Annotated in this window: 18 protein-coding genes; 12 read left to right on the top strand and 6 right to left on the bottom strand. The window is 62.6% G+C overall.

Features of this window, described 5'->3' with window-relative positions; genetic code table 11:
* Positions 1–24 precede the first annotated feature (24 nt).
* From ASD12_RS31665 to ASD12_RS31705, 9 genes are all read left to right on the top strand, one after another.
* Complete coding sequence (locus ASD12_RS31665) at positions 25–600, top strand: DUF4893 domain-containing protein (RefSeq protein ID WP_056596318.1); 576 nt, start codon at positions 25–27, stop codon at positions 598–600.
* A 94-nt stretch (positions 601–694) separates the two neighbouring features.
* Entirely contained in the window at positions 695–1,477 is a 783-nt protein-coding gene (locus tag ASD12_RS31670; RefSeq protein WP_056596321.1) for a formyl transferase, read from the top strand.
* A gap of 203 nt (positions 1,478–1,680) precedes the next feature.
* Positions 1,681–1,983, top strand: coding sequence for a virulence factor (locus ASD12_RS31675; RefSeq protein WP_056596324.1), 303 nt, complete (start codon positions 1,681–1,683; stop codon positions 1,981–1,983).
* Positions 1,976–2,587 (top strand): methylenetetrahydrofolate reductase C-terminal domain-containing protein, encoded by a 612-nt coding sequence (locus ASD12_RS31680; RefSeq protein WP_056596326.1) that lies wholly within the window; start codon positions 1,976–1,978, stop codon positions 2,585–2,587. The genes ASD12_RS31675 and ASD12_RS31680 overlap by 8 nt, the downstream gene beginning before the upstream one ends.
* On the top strand, positions 2,584–3,675 hold the full coding sequence (locus ASD12_RS31685; protein WP_056596329.1) for a methylenetetrahydrofolate reductase: 1,092 nt from the start codon (positions 2,584–2,586) through the stop codon (positions 3,673–3,675). Before ASD12_RS31680 ends, ASD12_RS31685 begins: the two co-directional genes overlap by 4 nt.
* 81 nt (positions 3,676–3,756) lie before the next feature.
* Positions 3,757–4,731, top strand: a complete 975-nt coding sequence (locus tag ASD12_RS31690; protein WP_056596333.1) for a methyltetrahydrofolate cobalamin methyltransferase — start codon at positions 3,757–3,759, stop codon at positions 4,729–4,731.
* Entirely contained in the window at positions 4,682–6,832 is a 2,151-nt protein-coding gene (locus ASD12_RS31695; protein ID WP_056596336.1) for an ASKHA domain-containing protein, read from the top strand. Before ASD12_RS31690 ends, ASD12_RS31695 begins: the two co-directional genes overlap by 50 nt.
* Before the next feature lie 180 nt (positions 6,833–7,012).
* On the top strand, positions 7,013–7,198 hold the full coding sequence (locus ASD12_RS31700; protein WP_056596339.1) for a hypothetical protein: 186 nt from the start codon (positions 7,013–7,015) through the stop codon (positions 7,196–7,198).
* Between the two features lie 233 nt (positions 7,199–7,431).
* Entirely contained in the window at positions 7,432–8,385 is a 954-nt protein-coding gene (locus tag ASD12_RS31705) for an alpha/beta hydrolase (protein ID WP_056596342.1), read from the top strand.
* Positions 8,386–8,417: 32 nt separating this feature from the next.
* Here ASD12_RS31705 and ASD12_RS31710 read toward each other — a convergent pair whose 3' ends face one another.
* Entirely contained in the window at positions 8,418–9,317 is a 900-nt protein-coding gene (locus ASD12_RS31710) for a LysR substrate-binding domain-containing protein (RefSeq protein WP_013531163.1), read from the bottom strand.
* A 223-nt stretch (positions 9,318–9,540) separates the two neighbouring features.
* On the opposite strand from ASD12_RS31710, the gene ASD12_RS31715 reads away from it, so the two are divergent.
* The 3 genes from ASD12_RS31715 to ASD12_RS31725 all read left to right on the top strand — a co-directional run bounded on the left by ASD12_RS31715 (position 9,541) and on the right by ASD12_RS31725 (position 11,484).
* A complete protein-coding gene (locus ASD12_RS31715) occupies positions 9,541–9,726 on the top strand; it encodes a hypothetical protein (RefSeq protein ID WP_056596345.1) in 186 nt (61 codons plus the stop codon).
* A 339-nt stretch (positions 9,727–10,065) separates the two neighbouring features.
* On the top strand, positions 10,066–10,200 hold the full coding sequence (locus tag ASD12_RS35820; protein ID WP_082525794.1) for a hypothetical protein: 135 nt from the start codon (positions 10,066–10,068) through the stop codon (positions 10,198–10,200).
* 345 nt (positions 10,201–10,545) lie between these two features.
* A complete protein-coding gene (locus ASD12_RS31725) occupies positions 10,546–11,484 on the top strand; it encodes a GlxA family transcriptional regulator (protein ID WP_348271741.1) in 939 nt (312 codons plus the stop codon).
* A 19-nt stretch (positions 11,485–11,503) separates the two neighbouring features.
* Here ASD12_RS31725 and ASD12_RS31730 read toward each other — a convergent pair whose 3' ends face one another.
* From ASD12_RS31730 to ASD12_RS31750, 5 genes are all read right to left on the bottom strand, one after another.
* On the bottom strand, positions 11,504–12,295 hold the full coding sequence (locus tag ASD12_RS31730; protein WP_056596354.1) for an ABC transporter ATP-binding protein: 792 nt from the start codon (positions 12,293–12,295) through the stop codon (positions 11,504–11,506).
* Positions 12,292–13,065 (bottom strand): ABC transporter permease, encoded by a 774-nt coding sequence (locus tag ASD12_RS31735; protein ID WP_056596357.1) that lies wholly within the window; start codon positions 13,063–13,065, stop codon positions 12,292–12,294. The genes ASD12_RS31730 and ASD12_RS31735 overlap by 4 nt, the downstream gene beginning before the upstream one ends.
* A gap of 91 nt (positions 13,066–13,156) precedes the next feature.
* The gene (locus ASD12_RS31740) at positions 13,157–14,107 is read right to left on the bottom strand and encodes an ABC transporter substrate-binding protein (RefSeq protein WP_056596360.1); all 951 of its coding nucleotides are present in this window, start codon (positions 14,105–14,107) and stop codon (positions 13,157–13,159) included.
* Between the two features lie 163 nt (positions 14,108–14,270).
* Positions 14,271–14,615 (bottom strand): peptidase inhibitor family I36 protein, encoded by a 345-nt coding sequence (locus ASD12_RS31745; protein ID WP_056596364.1) that lies wholly within the window; start codon positions 14,613–14,615, stop codon positions 14,271–14,273.
* A 79-nt stretch (positions 14,616–14,694) separates the two neighbouring features.
* A complete protein-coding gene (locus ASD12_RS31750) occupies positions 14,695–15,543 on the bottom strand; it encodes a DUF1194 domain-containing protein (protein WP_056596369.1) in 849 nt (282 codons plus the stop codon).
* Positions 15,544–15,583: the final 40 nt, after the last annotated feature.

Consider the following 15,583-nt stretch of genomic DNA (forward strand, 5'->3'; position numbering starts at 1 on the left):
CAGACATCAACCGGGAGGCCTCCGATGACACTTCGCCCTCTGCTCGCCCTTGTCGGCCTGCTCTGCTGCACTCTCCCCGCACTCGCCGATGGCGAGGTGCAGAAACTGATCACCGCCGCCGACAAGGCGCGGCTCGACAAATATGGCGAGACCCGCAAGGCAGCGCTGGCCGAAGCGAAAGCCGGCGACCCCGCCGAGGTCAGGCAACTCGATGCCTTGCTGACAAAGCCGCTGGTGGCCTTTTCCGACAAGGACCTGACCGGCAACTGGCGGTGCCGCACCATCAAGGCCGGGGGACCTTTGCCGCTCGTCATCTATGGCTGGTTCAAGTGCAAGGTGACCGATGACGGTTCTGGCTGGCGGCTGGAAAAGATCAGCGGCTCGCAGCGCACCAAGGGCCGTTTCTTCGACGATGGCGAGAAACGCTCGATCTATCTCGGCTCCTTCTATGTCAACAGCGATCCGGCAAAGCCCTATGGCAGCGGCCCGCAGACCGACCAGGTCGGCTATGCCTTCCGCAACAGCGCCAAGGAATGGCGCATTGAATTCCCGGCACCCTATTACGAATCGAAGCTCGATATCATCGAATTCAAGCGCTGACCGTGTATCGAAGAGCTGATCACCAAGGATTAACCCGGACGTTCTAGCATCCCGCCCATTGTCGAGCACGGGTCGCTTGGAGGGGGAGAGATCCATGGCAGCGTCGCAATCCAGTCCGCGACCGATCGTGATCGTCACCGGAGGCGGCCCGCATGTCTGGGCTATCGTCAACGCGATCGCCGACCGCGTCGGCCCTGTCAGCGTCGTCCTCGAAACGCCTGAATCCAAAAAGCAATTGCTGCGTGGCCGCGCTCGCCGCCAGGGCTGGATCTCCGCCATCGGCCAGCTCGGCACCATGGTGCTGAGCAGACTGGGCAAGCGGCTCCTCGCCGGCCATGCCGCTCGGCTGATAGCCGAGGAGAAGCTCGAGATCGAGCCGCGGCGAGGCCAGGAGATCATCCATGTTGCTTCCGCCAACGGGCCGGAGTGCCTCGCGGCGATCGAGAAGCTCCAGCCTGGCGTTGTCCTGCTTAACGGCTGCAGGCTGTTGTCGAAGGACATGTTGGCCAGGATGCCTTGCCCGGTGCTCAACTATCACGCCGGCATCACGCCGAAATACCGCGGTATGAATGGCGGCTACTGGGCGCTGACATCAGGCGATCCGCAGAATTTCGGCACCACCGTTCATCTGGTCGATGCCGGCGTCGATACGGGCGCCGTGCTGAAACAGGTACGGGGTCAGCCAAAACGCGGCGACACCATTTCCAGCTATGCACTTCGCCAGGCCGCGTTCTCGCGCGACATTTGCGTCGAGGCGGTCGGCGACGTGCTGGCCGGAAAACTCACTACCGTCGACCCGGGCCTGCCATCGCAACAATGGTACCACCCGACGATCTGGTTCTACCTCTGGACAGGCCTGAAAACCGGCATCTGGTAGCGCGTCCTTCGTCCGGAACAACATGCCGCGCGCCGGCTTTTCGGATGCGTCGACTGGGCCATCGACACACGCCGCAAACGAATAAACCCACCTTTCATTTTACGACATCCAAATGCGTCGCTTTTGAATGCGCGCGCGTCGTCCCATAACAAGCGGCCCACCTGCGCTTCCGGCAATGCTCCGATATCGAGGAGTGAGAATTCATGGCCGATCTGATCGTCGTCTACTGGCGCGACATCCCTGCCCAAATCATCGTCAAGAAGGGCCGGCAGAACGCCAAGCGCGAACTGCCGCTGCGCTTCACCGAGGCGATCGACATGTGCGCCATGCGCACCGGCGCCGGCGGCACCGACGACTATTTGGCCGAATGGCGCAAGGCTGATCCCATTCCGGTCGGCGATGACCTCGAAGCCGAAGTCGAGAAGGCATTCAGCGACATCGACACCAAATACGACCGCGAGCGGCTGGTCGCTCTGGTCAAGGCGGGCGGCAAAGAAAATGTCTGAAACCACCCCGGCGGTTACCCAGGCCACTCTGGTCAAGAAGGCAGCGCCGAAATCCGACTACAAGCCGGCCGACGTATCGCCGCAGCGGCGCGTGCAGCGTTCCTTCGCGGTCCGGCTTTGGTCGGTCAGGCATTCGCGCCTGCTCGAATGGTTCTATGCCAAATTCGCCGACATGTTTCTGCTCCTTCATCCCCTGTGGAAGGGCATAGGTTACGGCCGCGTCGAAGGGCCGATCAAATTTGTCGAGAAGCGCGTCAAGGGCTTCATGTTCGACTGCCGCATGTGCGGCCAGTGCATATTGTCGTCGACCGGCATGTCGTGCCCGATGAACTGCCCCAAACAATTGCGCAACGGCCCCTGCGGCGGCGTCCGCGCCAACGGCAATTGCGAGGTCGAACCCGATATGCCCTGCGTCTGGGTCAAGGCCTGGGAAGGCTCGCAGAACATGGTCCACGGCGACAGTATCCTGACGGTGCAGAAGCCGGTCGACCAGTCGCTTCGCGAAACCTCGGCCTGGCTGCGGGTGACCGCGCAGGCGGCCGCCGCGCGCGAAGCCGCCGCTGCCGCCAAGAATGGGGCGGCAAACACCGGGGCACCGGCATGATCGGACGCCAGCGCGACGAGAATCCGGACGGCATCCACCTGCCGCTCGCCCCCCTGCCCGGCCACACCTCGCGCGGCCGGCTGGAGCGCGTCCTTCGGCGCGGCGAGTTCGCGGTGACGACGGAGCTCAATCCACCCGACAGCGCCGATCCGGAAGACGTCTATAACAGGGCGAAAATCTTCGACGGCTGGGTCGACGCCATCAACGCCGTCGATGCGTCGGGCGCCAACTGCCACATGTCGTCGGTCGGCATCTGCGCGCTTTTGACCCGCATGGGCTATGCGCCGATCATGCAGATCGCCTGCCGCGACAAGAACCGCATCGCCATCCAGGGCGACGTGCTTGGCGGGGCTGCGATGGGTGTCGCCAACATGCTGTGCCTCACGGGCGACGGCGTGCAGGCTGGCGACCAGCCAGGCGCCAAGCCGGTGTTCGACCTCGACTGCATGTCGTTGCTGGAGACCTGCCGCATCATGCGCGACAACGGCAAGTTCCTGTCCGGCCGCAAGCTGACGACGCCGCCGCAGCTGTTCCTGGGTGCTGCGATCAATCCGTTCGCGCCGCCGATCGACTTCCGTCCGCATCGGCTGGGCAAGAAGATCGCCTCCGGCGCGCAATTCGTGCAGAGCCAGTATTGCTTCGACGTGCCGATGTTCCGCACCTACATGCAAAAGGTCCGCGACCTCGGCTACACCGAAAAATGCTTCATCCTGGTTGGCGTCGGGCCGCTCGCCTCGGCCAAGACGGCCAAGTGGATCCGCTCGAACGTGCCGGGCATCCATATTCCCGATTCGATCATCAAGCGACTGGAAGGCGCCCAGGACCAGAAGAAGGAAGGCAAGCAGCTCTGCATCGACATCATCAACGAGGTGAAGGAAATATCCGGCGTTTCCGGCGTCCATGTGATGGCCTATCGGCAGGAGGAATATGTCGCGGAGATCGTCGATGAATCGGGCGTGCTGAAGGGCCGCCAGCCATGGAAACGCGAGATCCGTCGCGACGACCAGATGGTCGCCGACCGGCTCGAAAGCATCTTGCACGACGACATTACCGAAACGCAGGTGGACATGGTGAAGACCGCGCACTGACGGCGCGGACGGCCACCCATTCGCTTGAACGAAAACAGACAACGATATAAAGAAATCTTTATATCATGGCGGAGAGACTTCATGACCCGTACCATCGTCGCCTCGGCGACACGAGAAATCATCATCGGCTTCGACCAGCCGTTCTGCGTGATCGGTGAACGCATCAACCCGACCGGCCGCAAGAAGCTGGCCGCCGAGATGATCGCGGGCAATTTCGAGACAGTCATCCGGGACGCGCTCGAGCAGGCAGCCTGTGGCGCCACCATGCTCGACGTCAATGCCGGTGTCACTTCGGTCAACCCGAACGAGACCGAACCTGGCCTTTTGGTGCAGACGCTGGAGATCGTGCAGGGCCTGGTCGACCTGCCGCTGTCGATCGACAGTTCCGTGACCGCCGCGATCGAAGCAGCTCTCAAGGTCGCCAAGGGCCGCCCGTTGGTCAACTCCGTCACCGGCGAGGAAGAAAAGCTCGAGGCCATCCTGCCGCTGGTCAAGAAATACAACGTGCCCGTCGTCGCCATCTCCAACGACGAGACCGGCATTTCGATGGATCCGGACGTGCGCTTCGCCGTCGCCAAGAAGATCGTGCAACGCTGCGCCGATTTCGGCATTCCCGCGCATGACGTCGTTGTCGATCCCTTGGTGATGCCGATCGGCGCGCTGGGCGACGCCGGCCGCCAGGTGTTCGCGCTGCTGCGCCGCCTGCGTGAAGAGCTCAAGGTCAACACCACCTGCGGCCTGTCCAACATCTCGTTCGGCCTGCCGCATCGCCACGGCATCAACGCCGCCTTCATCCCGATGGTGATCGGCGCCGGCATGACATCAGCCATCATGAACCCGGTGCGCCCGCAGGAGATGGAAGCCGTGCGCGGCGCCAATGTGCTGAACGGCACCGACGAGAACTGCACCAACTGGATCCGCACCTACAAGGACTACAAGCCGGCCGAAGGCGGCCAGGCCGTTGCCGCCCCGACGCAGGTCAATACGCCGGGCGACGGCGCCAGCAATGGCGGCCGCCGCCGTGGCGGCCGTGAAGCCCGCATGGGCCGAGGATAAGCGCGCAATCGTGAATTCACCTGCCAACATCACCGACCCGCTCGTGCTGTTCATGCCGTCGGGCAAGCGCGGGCGGTTTCCTGTCGGCACCCCGGTGCTCGATGCCGCGCGCCAGCTTGGCGTCTATGTCGAAAGTGTGTGCGGCGGACGCGCCACCTGTGGGCGCTGCCAGATCGAAGTGCAGGAAGGCAATTTCGCCAAGCACAAGATCGTTTCCTCCAACGACCACATCACGCCCAAGGGCGCCAAGGAAGAGCGCTATGAGCGCGTCCGTGGCCTGCCCGAACGGCGCCGTCTCTCCTGCTCGGCGCAGATCCTTGGCGACCTCGTCATCGACGTGCCGCAGGACACCGTCATCAACGCGCAGACCATCCGCAAGGACGCCGACACCAGGGTCATCGCCCGCGATGCGGCGATCCGCATGTGTTATGTCGAGATCGAAGAACCCGACATGCACAAGCCGCTCGGCGATCTCGACCGCCTGAAGATCGCGCTGATGCACGACTGGGGCCTGAAAAGCCTCGATTTCGATTTCTATCTGCTGCCGCAAGTGCAAGGCATCCTGCGCAAGGGCAACTGGACCGCGACCGCCGCCATCTACAAGGATGCCGACAGCGAGACCGCGCGCGTCGTGGCGTTGTGGCCTGGCCTCAAGAACGAAGCCTATGGGCTCGCCTGCGATATCGGCTCGACCACCATCGCCATGCATCTGGTGTCGCTGCTGTCGGGCCGCGTGGCCGCCTCGTCGGGCACGTCGAACCCGCAGATACGCTTTGGCGAGGATCTGATGAGCCGCGTCTCCTATGTGATGATGAATCCGGACGGCCGCGAAGGCATGACAGTCGCCGTACGTGAGGCGATCTCGGGTCTGGTCGACAAGGTCTGCGCTGAAGGCAATGTGCAGCGCAACGACATCCTGGACTCCGTCTTCGTCGGCAATCCGATCATGCACCATCTGTTCCTCGGCATCGATCCGACCGAGCTTGGCGGCGCCCCCTTCGCGCTCGCCGTTTCGGGCGCGGTGCACATCAAGGCATCCGATATCGGCCTGAAGCTCAACCAGGGCGCACGGCTCTATATGCTGCCTTGCATCGCCGGGCATGTCGGTGCGGACGCGGCGGCGGTGACGCTGTCTGAAGGCCCGCACCGCCAAGACGAGATGATGCTTATCGTCGATGTCGGCACCAATGCCGAGATCGTGCTTGGCAACCGTGCGCGGGTCGTGGCTGCTTCATCTCCGACTGGCCCGGCCTTCGAGGGTGCCGAAATCTCTGGCGGCCAGCGCGCCGCCCCAGGCGCCATCGAGCGCGTGCGCATCGATCCCGACACGCTGGAGCCAAAATACCGCGTCATCGGCTCGGAGCTGTGGTCCGACGAGCCGGGCTTCCTCGACAGCGTCCAGGCGACTGGCGTCACCGGTATCTGCGGCTCCGGCATCATCGAAGTGGTGGCCGAGATGTATCTCGCCGGCATCATCTCCGAGGACGGCGTCATCGACGGCGGACTTTCGGCCCGCTCTCCGCGCGTCACCGCCAACGGCCGCACCTTCTCCTACGTGCTGAAGGAAGGGTCCGCCGCATTGAACGAAGATGGGCCGAAGATCACCATCACCCAGACCGACGTGCGCGCCATTCAGCTCGCCAAGGCGGCGCTCTATGCCGGCACCAAGCTGTTGATGGAAAAGCAGAACACCGACCATGTCGATCGCATCCACTTCGCCGGCGCCTTCGGCTCCTTCATCGATCCGAAATACGCCATGGTGCTCGGCCTGATCCCGGATTGCGACCTCGACAAGGTTTCGGCGGTCGGCAATGCCGCCGGTGCCGGTGCGCGCATGGCGCTGCTCAATCGCGGCTATCGCCGCGAGATCGAGGACACGGTCAGCAAGATCGAGAAGATCGAGACGGCGCTGGAACCGAAATTCCAGGAGCATTTCGTCTACGCCATGGCGTTGCCCAACAAGGTCGATCCGTTCCCGAAACTGTCGGCGGCGGTGAAACTGCCGCCGCGCAAGACGGTCAGCGAGGATGGCGTCGCCGGCGATGCCACCCCGCGCCGGCGTTCGCGCGAAGGCCACGCCGCCCGGCGCGGGCGGGAATAAGCGGCCGCGCTCGGGCCGCCGTCTTCCCAAACTCATTTGCATGCAAATGTTTCCGGATCAACCGATCCGGAAACCAAAACACTGTTTTCGTGAAATCCGCCAAATACATGGACGGCGCATTTAACCGGCATCGAACGGCAGGCAGAATCAGCCGCAGCACGGTCCAAGGGGAGACAAAAAATGTCGATGCTCGAAAGCCTGGGCCGCTATGGTGCGGCCATCAAGAATGCCCATGACCGCAGCAAGGCACGGCGCCTGCTGAACAGCCTGCCGCCTGAGATCCAGAAGGATATCGGCTGGCCGGTGTCGCCGCGGTCCAGCGAAAAGGCGTCCCTCACCAGCGCTATCTGGAGCGCTGCGCGCTGATGACCTTCGCCGACAAATGCGAACTGCTCGGCAGGCGCCGGGGATCTCGCATGTCCCCGGCGACCACCAGCAAGCGGCTGCGTGCCGCACTCTCGCCGCGTCGCTGATTACTGCGGCGCGGATCACACCAGCGTGTAGACACAGCGTAAATCTTGACATTTTCGGCCACGGCACGATCTTCCGGGATAGTGGGGGTTCTCTTAGTCGGCTTTGGCCGAAGTCCGTGTATCCGCATGCCAAGTTTGAAAAGCCATGTCGTGTCCTTCGTCCTGCGGCACAGCCGCAAGCAGGCGTTCGCCAGCCCGGAAAACCTGCAGCGCTGGATCGCGGCCGCGCGCAAGACCGAGAACCACCGGCCCCCTGCCTCACTGCACCAACGTTTCGACATCGGGACACACACCGTGGACGGCTTTCCGGTCTACGAAATCGCCCCCAGAGACGGCGAGCGAAAGCGGATTCTCTACTTGCACGGCGGCGCCTATGTCTTTGAAATCACGCCCTATCATTGGCATCTGATCGCCGACATGGCGGATCGGCTCGGCTACGGCATCACGGTGCCGATCTATCCCATCGCCCCCGAACACGATTTCCACGCCATGTTCGGCATGGTCGGCGGCGTCTACCGCCAGATGCTCGACGAGACGGAGGCCGAAGACATCGTGTTCATGGGCGATTCCGCCGGCGGCAACATGGCCGTCGTGCTGACCATGATGGCTGCGGAACAGGCCTTGCCGCTGCCGTCACGCCATGTGCTGATTTCACCCGGCCTCGATATGTCGCTTTCGAACCCAAAACTCTTCGAGGCCGAACGCAACGACCCGTGGCTCGGCATTCCCGGCGGCCTGGAAGCGATCCGGATGTACAGTGCCGGCATCGACCGCAGCGACTGGCACATCAGCCCGCTCTACGGCGATCTGTCGGTGCTGCCGAAAACGCTGCTGTTGACCGGCTCGCGCGATCTTCTGACCCCCGACAATCTGATCTTCGCCGAAAAGGCGCGTGCCGCCGGCGTCGAGGTCGATGTCGTCCACGAGGAAGGCATGTTCCACGTCTGGCCCTTGATCGACATGCCGGAAGCACGCCGCGCGCGGCAGCACATCGTCGCTTTTCTCAGCGAGAGCCCCTCGCCGATCAGGCAAGACACGAGGACAAGGCTCGAAGCGCCCTCCGCCGAAGCGGCGGAGTAGCGCTCTCTTCTGGATCGGCCCCTACTGGCGGATCAGAACTTGCCGGTTTCCCGGAACACTTCGAAGGTCGCGCGGATGTGGTCGGCGACTGCCTTGACCGGCGCGCTGGCGTCCGGCGCCACCACCATCGCCAGATTGTAGGTGCCGATGTCGGGCATGCCGTCCTTCGGGCAGAGTTCGACCATGTCGTTGCCAAGGAACGACTTCGGCAGCGGCGCCACTGCGAGATCGGACATGATCGCGGCACGCTGGCCGGCCGTGTGCGCGCTCATATAGGCGATGCGGTAATTGCGGCCTTCGCGGCCAAGCGCATCGAGCGCTCCGGCGCGCCAGGCGCAGCCCTCTTCCCACAGCGACACCGGCAAGGGCTCGCGCAGATGCGCGCAACCGCCCTTGGCGCCGGCCCAGACGATCGGCTCGGTCAGCAGCACCTCGGCGCCGAGCGCGCTGGTCTTGTAGGAATTGGTCAAGAGCGTGATGTCGAGCGCCCGGTCGTCCATGCGCCGGCGCAGATTGCTGCTCTGGTCGATGGTGACGTCGACGGCGATCGACGGATGCGACTGCGCAAAACGCTTCAGCACATGCGGCAGCACGCGCTCGCCGTAATCGTCCGGCGAACCAAGCCGCACCACACCGACAATCTCGGGAATGATGAACTTCGACACCACCTCGCGGTTGATCGACAGCAGCCGGCGGGCATAGCCGAGCAGCATTTCGCCGTCCGTGGTCAGCGACACTGAGCGGGCGTCACGCGCGAACACCGAGCGGCCGAGAATGTCCTCCAGCTTCTTGATCTGCATGGAGACGGCCGACGGCGTGCGAAACACGGCGTTCGCGGCGGTGGTGAAGCTGCCGGTCTCGGCAATCGCCACGAAAGTGCGCAAGACGTCGAGATCAAGCAGTGGCAGTGGATGATTGAGCGGGGCGTTCATGGGAATCGACCTTCAATTTTTCTGATACAAAGCATCATTCCATTTCGTTTGATTGAACATTAGATTGGGAGGATAGTCAACTCCATCGAAGCAGGTTGCTGCCACAAGCAGCCATGAAACGACCACGACACAAACCTGCAATCGACACGAAATGAAGCTGAAACAAACCCGAGGTAACCAACACGCTGCCTGGCATCCCTGCCCGGCACCAAAGGAGAATGAAATGTCTATCCTGTCGTCCCTTGGTCGCATCGCGACCGAATTCAGCGCGGCCCGCGCCCGCTACCAGACCGAACGCGCCATCCGCTCCCTGCCGATCGAACTGCAGAAGGATATCGGCTGGCCTGAGGTTTCCGACACCAAGACCAGTTCACGCAATGGCGTCGGATCCTGGGCTGGAGCAAAGTAGATCGTGTGTACCAAATGCTGAAGGCCTGCCGCGCGAACAAGCCCGGCAGGCCTTCTCTGTTTTATTTGTATTCAAATAATTTTTCGAGCCATGCCGCCAGCACATGACGCATATGAGAAAGCCGCATAGCAGCTCCTGCTTCCAATTAATGCCTTGTAAATAATCGCAAATTTCGTGCGCCTTGCCCAAATTTGTCGCAATCGATGTCGCATTTCATATCAAGCGCTTCGCTTTTGCGATTTAGTTTCTGCTTACACAAGCCTATATCAGCTGCAGCAAACGAGCTGCCCCACTCCATCAAGCGAAGGCGACCCGTCTGAGCAACAAATGGAGATGATCATGAAGCTTTTTGCACGCCTCTTCGTCCGCCGCGAAATGAACCTGACCACCGCTCTTGAGCGTCAGCGCCTCGCCAACACCATGCCCGGCCAGACCGGTGCCATGAATGCGGCGCGCCTCGGCTTCGTCGCCTGAAGATTTTCCCGGCAGCGCATCCCTGCCGCTGCTTTAAAACTGTAACGCCGCCTGGCTCCAGCCAAGGCGGCGTTTTTGTTCTGCCCGCAGGCCGTACGCTGCCTCTCGCTTGAACAGTTGGTGCCACTTCCAGGGCTCGCGGCATGCCGTTTGCCCATTTGCGACCCATGTCGCAAATTTAATCTTGTCGTAGCGGCATAGCCGATTGACAAGAATGGTTTTTCCTGATGTCGCTATGCTATTCGCGACATCCTGTTCGCGCCATGGCTGCGTGAGGTTCCCTTGAACGCCGTAAAGCATCCGATCAAGCGATCGTTTGTATTCTTCCTTGTTCCCGATTTCACCATGATCGCTTTTGCGACCGCGCTCGACCCGCTGCGCTCGGCCAATCGCATGCTTGGCTACGAGGCCTATTGCTGGCGCCTTGCCAGTATCGACGGCAAGCCGGTGCGTGCCTCGAACGGGGTCGAATGCGCGGTCAACACCTCGCTTGAGGATGAACGCAAGAAGATGGCAGGCCCCGACCGGCCGAACATGGCCATAGTCTGCAGCGGCATCAATGTCGAGCGTTACCAGAACAAGTCCGCCTTCGCCTGGCTGCGCGAGGAATACAATCGCGGCGTCGCCGTCGGCGGCCTGTGCACCGGCGCGCATATCCTCGCCGCCGCCGGCCTGTTGTCCAACAAGCGCTGCGCCATCCACTGGGAGAACCTGCCGGGCTTTTCCGAGGCGTTCCCGAAGGCCAATGTCTTTGCTGACCTCTTCGAGATCGACCAGAACATCTACACCTGCGCCGGCGGCACCGCCGCGCTCGACATGATGCTGAAGCTGATCGGCGACGACTTCGACGAAAATCTCGTCAACCGCGTCTGCGAGCAGGTGCTGACCGACCGCGTGCGCAGCCCGACCGACCGCCAGCGCCTGCCGCTGCGCGCCCGCCTTGGCGTCCAGAACTCGAAAGTGCTGACCATCATCGAACTGATGGAGGCAAACTTGTCCGAGCCGCTGTCGCTGATCGAGATCGCCGACCATGTCGACCTGTCGCGGCGTCAGATCGAACGGCTGTTCCGCACCGAGATGGGCCGCTCCCCTGCCCGCTACTATCTGGAAATCCGGCTCGACCGCGCCCGGCACCTGCTGATCCAGTCGTCGATGCCGGTGGTCGAGGTGGCGGTCGCCTGCGGCTTCGTCTCGGCCTCGCATTTCTCGAAATGCTACCGCGAGCTCTACGCCCGCTCGCCGCAGCAGGAGCGCGTCGACCGCAAGCAGCTGCTGGCGGCCTGATCCGATAGATTTAGGAAGCTTACGCCGGCTGCGCCTGCACCGTGCGCATTGCTTCGACGCGGATGTCCTCGGTCAGCCGCGCCTTCAGCGCCGAGAATTCCGGGCTGGTCTTCAGCGTGTAGTGGCGTGGATGCGGCAGGTCGATGGCGACATCCGACTTGATGCGGCCGGGCCGCGCCGTCATCACGATCACGCGCGAGGCCATGAAGATGGCTTCCTCGATGTCGTGGGTGACGAACAGCACCGTCTTCTTGCGCCGTTCCCAGATGCCGAGGAGCAGCTCCTGCATCAGACCGCGGGTCTGGTTGTCGAGCGCGCCGAACGGCTCGTCGAGCAAAAGGATCTCCGGATCGTTCGCCAGCGCCCGGGCAATCGCCGTACGCTGCTGCATGCCACCCGAGAGCTGCTTCGGCCAGTGGTTCTCGAACCCCTTCAGCCCGACAAGGTCGACATAGGAAGCGACTATCTCGTCCCGCTCTTTTTCGGGCAAGCCGCGTTCGCGCAGGCCGAAGGCGATGTTTTCGGCGACCGTCAGCCAGGGAAACAGCGTGTAGGACTGGAAGACCATGCCGCGGTCCGGACCTGGCCGGGTCACCGCCTTGCCGTCGAGCAGCACACGGCCTTCGCTTGGCGCTTCCAGGCCGGCGACGATCCTGAGCAATGTCGACTTCCCGCAGCCGGATGGTCCGAGGATGGTGATGAAGTCGTTGGCGGCGACCGCCAGGTCGATCGGCATCAAGGCCTTGACCGGCTCTCCGCCGCGCACGCCGGCGAAAGTGCGCGAGACGCCTTCGATGAGGAGCTTGCTCACGCCAGGCTCCACGGAAAGAGCCAGCGATTGAAGGCCTTGAAGGCAAAATCGGACAACAGCCCGATCAGCCCGATGACGATGATGCCGAAGATGATCTGTCCCGTCGCCAGCCGCGACTGGCTGTTGATGATCATGTAGCCGATGCCGGATGACGAGCCGATCAGCTCGGCGACGATGACATAGGTCCAGGCCCAGCCGAGCACCAGCCGCAACGTCTCGGCGATCTCGGGCGCATTGGCCGGCATGATCACCCGTCTGACGATGCCGTTGTTGGTGGAGCCCAGCGTATAGGCAGCCTCAACCAGGTCGCGTCTTGTACTGCCGACCTTGACCGCGATGATCAGGATGATCTGGAACACCGAGCCGACGAAGATGACGAGCAGCTTTTCCAGTTCGCCGATGCCCGCCCACAAAATGAGCAGCGGGATGAAGGCCGAGGCCGGCAGGTAGCGGGCGAAGGAGACGAATGGCTCCAGAAACGCTTCCACCGGCTTCCAGGCGCCCATAGCGATGCCGAGCGGCACCGCGACGACCGACGCCAGCAGGAAGCCGCCGAAAACGCGCCAGATGGTGATCAATATATCGAGCCAGAAACGGTCCTCGACCAGCAGCCGCCAGCCATCCCGCAGCATCGACAGCGGATCGGCGAGGAAGATGCGGTTGACGTGGCCACCGAGCGTGATCCACGCCCAGAAGGCGACGAACAGCACGAAGAAGGAAATGCCGAGCACGGTTCGGATGCCCGGCGAGACTGGATGCAAGGGGCGCATTGTCAAATCGTCCCCATCTTCAAATCGTCACTGTGTCCAGGAGAAGGCGACGGCGCGAGGCGCCGCCGCATGATGGTCAAAGGCCGGACTGTCAGTTCGACACCGCGCTGGTATCGGCCAGCGTGGTGACGTCGGGCGCTTCTTTGATCAGCCCCATCTGCAGCAGCAGTTCGCCGGCGGTCTTGGAAAAGTCCTGGAATTCCTTGGTGAAGAACTGCTTGTTCTCCGCCCGGTCGGCCCATTTCAGGTACTTCGCCGAATCCTCGAACTCCTTGGCCGACTGCTTCACGTCGGCACCCATGATCTCATAGGATTTCTGCGGATCGTTCTTAATCAGGTCGAGCGCGTCGAAATAGCTGTCGGCCAGCGCCTTGGCGGCATCCGGATTGGCCTTGAGGAATTCGGGCGTGCAGCCGACCGTGTCGAGCACCATCGGATAGTCGAGCGTCGTCGCCAGGATATGGCCCTGGTCGGACTTGTCGCGCACCGCCGAGATGAACGGCTCATAGGTGACGGCGGCATCATTCTGCCCGGCGAGGAAGGCCTGCGCCGCCGCGTCCGGTTCCAGATTGACGACGGTGACGTCCTTGGTCGACATGCCAGCCTTATTCAGCACCCAGGCGAGCATGAAATAGGGCGACGTGCCCGGCGCCGAGGACGCGACGCTCTTGCCCTTGAGGTCAGCGACCGTCTTGATGTCGTTGCGCGCGACGATGCCGTCGGCGCCGTAGGATTTGTCGAGCTGGAAGATCTGCTTGGTGGTGACGCCACTGGCGTTCCACACCAGCCAGGTCTCGACCGTGGTGGCCGCGCATTGCAGGTCGCCGCTGGCGATGGCGAGCGGCCGACTCGCTTGCGGCACCTTCTTCAAGGTCACGTCGAGGCCGTGCTTCTCGAAGATGCCCGCCTGCTTGGCAAGCGTCAGCGGCGCGAAGCCGGTCCAGCCGCTGATGCCGATGGTGACTGAAGTGGCGGCCGTCGCCGGTGCGGACAAGCCGACGGCAAGTGTCAGAGTTGCGGTAAGAACGGCGATCCTGGTCATGTCAGTTCCCCTTTTGTTTTCGCTGAGGAATTGTCTCACAGACGCCAATCGGCTTGTCAATGGACAGCTTGGTGAGGCACCCGGCAGGCCCGGTGACGAAGGCAGCTCGATCGGCGGCCCGTCCCCGAAACGGGTGCGGGCTGCCAGAAACCTAACATGGCCTTCAGTAGTCGTTGCAATAGCACTCCGCCGAGGAGATGCGGTCGTTCCAGTCGCTGCCACCAAAGTCGCGGATCCTGCGCCTGATCTCGATGGAACGGCCGCCCATCCGGGAATCCTCATAGGCAACGAGCGTGCAACCCCGGCGCACGATCACCGACGACACACGGTCGTTCCAGAACTGGCCGCCACGAAAGTTTACGGAATCGTCGGGCCCCATACCGATGGATCGCCCGCGAAAATTCGCGTGCTCGAACATCATGCAGGCGGGCTCGTCATTGTATTGGGCGCTGGCGACGTCGGCAAAAAGCACGGACGCGACAGCAGTCAGGATGGCTAGACGTTTCATCTGATGTTTCCTCGGTTTTGACCGCGAACCCCTCTGGCTGGATAGCGCGGTCCGGCCCTTTTGCCAATGCTTCGGCCGCTTAGCGGCTGTCGAACATCCAGCTGCGGTTGCGCCACATTTTCTCGCCGACCAGGCAGTCGGTGGCAGACCTGTCCTGCGCCAATATCACTGGCGGATGCGCGGCTTCTTCCGCCGCCCATTGCGGCGAGGCCGGACCGGCGAGTTCCAGCACCAGCTTGCGGCGGATGGCTTGGGGAAACTGCGTCCAGTCGTTGACCGGGATCATGAAGGCTCCGGGACCACCGATGACGCAGTCGCTGTAGTAGCGATCGAGATTTTTGACGTCGTAGGCGCCGGAAAAACCGCCTCGCGTCATCAGCGGCAGACCGTTGATGATGATGCCTTGCTTGATCAGTTCGTCGCGGGTGAGGTTGACCGGCGCGCCCTGGTTGTTGGGGCCGTCGCCGGAAATGTCGATGACCCGCTTCGTCCCCTGGTAGCCGCTTTCAGCGAACAGGTCGTTGCCGAACTCGAGCGCGCCGGAGATCGAAGTGCGCCGCGCGCTGTTGGGGGGCTGGGCGGACAATTGCGCAACTACGCGCTCCGCATCCGTGCGGCTGGCGATCACCGTCCACGGCACGATGACGCGCTGCGAGGTGGTGCCGGCCCATTCGACATAGGTGACGGCGATCTTGCCATGGGCACCATCGGCAATGGCCTGCAGCACATTGTCGTGCGTCAAGGCGGCTGCGTAGCCGTGACGCTGGATCTCGAGCTCTTCCGGAGACATCGACAGCGAAACATCGACGGCCAGCACCAGCTCGACATCGACAGGCTCATCCGCGAGGGACACTGGCGCCAGCCAGAGCGTCAGCGCGAACGCGGCGCAGCCTGAAAGGAAATGTCTTGCGCGGGCAAAAGCAGACATGCCGCAAGGGTAAGCGAAAACAGCCTGTTTAAAAAGAGAA

The sequence above is a fragment of the Mesorhizobium sp. Root102 genome, from assembly GCF_001425625.1.
Classification (GTDB): domain Bacteria; phylum Pseudomonadota; class Alphaproteobacteria; order Rhizobiales; family Rhizobiaceae; genus Mesorhizobium.

What these genes read in the sequence shown, in the direction of transcription:
- ASD12_RS31680 (WP_056596326.1), top strand. Translation starts at nt 1,976, where the DNA reads ATGTCTGAAACCACCCCGGCGGTTACCCAGGCCACTCTGGTCAAGAAG.
- ASD12_RS31735 (WP_056596357.1), bottom strand. Translation starts at nt 13,065, where the DNA reads ATGCGCCCCTTGCATCCAGTCTCGCCGGGCATCCGAACCGTGCTCGGC.
- ASD12_RS31715 (WP_056596345.1), top strand. Translation starts at nt 9,541, where the DNA reads ATGTCTATCCTGTCGTCCCTTGGTCGCATCGCGACCGAATTCAGCGCG.
- ASD12_RS31695 (WP_056596336.1), top strand. Translation starts at nt 4,682, where the DNA reads ATGGCGGCCGCCGCCGTGGCGGCCGTGAAGCCCGCATGGGCCGAGGAT.
- ASD12_RS31670 (WP_056596321.1), top strand. Translation starts at nt 695, where the DNA reads ATGGCAGCGTCGCAATCCAGTCCGCGACCGATCGTGATCGTCACCGGA.
- ASD12_RS31700 (WP_056596339.1), top strand. Translation starts at nt 7,013, where the DNA reads ATGTCGATGCTCGAAAGCCTGGGCCGCTATGGTGCGGCCATCAAGAAT.
- ASD12_RS31675 (WP_056596324.1), top strand. Translation starts at nt 1,681, where the DNA reads ATGGCCGATCTGATCGTCGTCTACTGGCGCGACATCCCTGCCCAAATC.
- ASD12_RS35820 (WP_082525794.1), top strand. Translation starts at nt 10,066, where the DNA reads ATGAAGCTTTTTGCACGCCTCTTCGTCCGCCGCGAAATGAACCTGACC.
- ASD12_RS31750 (WP_056596369.1), bottom strand. Translation starts at nt 15,543, where the DNA reads ATGTCTGCTTTTGCCCGCGCAAGACATTTCCTTTCAGGCTGCGCCGCG.
- ASD12_RS31740 (WP_056596360.1), bottom strand. Translation starts at nt 14,107, where the DNA reads ATGACCAGGATCGCCGTTCTTACCGCAACTCTGACACTTGCCGTCGGC.
- ASD12_RS31705 (WP_056596342.1), top strand. Translation starts at nt 7,432, where the DNA reads ATGCCAAGTTTGAAAAGCCATGTCGTGTCCTTCGTCCTGCGGCACAGC.
- ASD12_RS31725 (WP_348271741.1), top strand. Translation starts at nt 10,546, where the DNA reads ATGATCGCTTTTGCGACCGCGCTCGACCCGCTGCGCTCGGCCAATCGC.
- ASD12_RS31710 (WP_013531163.1), bottom strand. Translation starts at nt 9,317, where the DNA reads ATGAACGCCCCGCTCAATCATCCACTGCCACTGCTTGATCTCGACGTC.
- ASD12_RS31690 (WP_056596333.1), top strand. Translation starts at nt 3,757, where the DNA reads ATGACCCGTACCATCGTCGCCTCGGCGACACGAGAAATCATCATCGGC.
- ASD12_RS31745 (WP_056596364.1), bottom strand. Translation starts at nt 14,615, where the DNA reads ATGAAACGTCTAGCCATCCTGACTGCTGTCGCGTCCGTGCTTTTTGCC.
- ASD12_RS31665 (WP_056596318.1), top strand. Translation starts at nt 25, where the DNA reads ATGACACTTCGCCCTCTGCTCGCCCTTGTCGGCCTGCTCTGCTGCACT.
- ASD12_RS31685 (WP_056596329.1), top strand. Translation starts at nt 2,584, where the DNA reads ATGATCGGACGCCAGCGCGACGAGAATCCGGACGGCATCCACCTGCCG.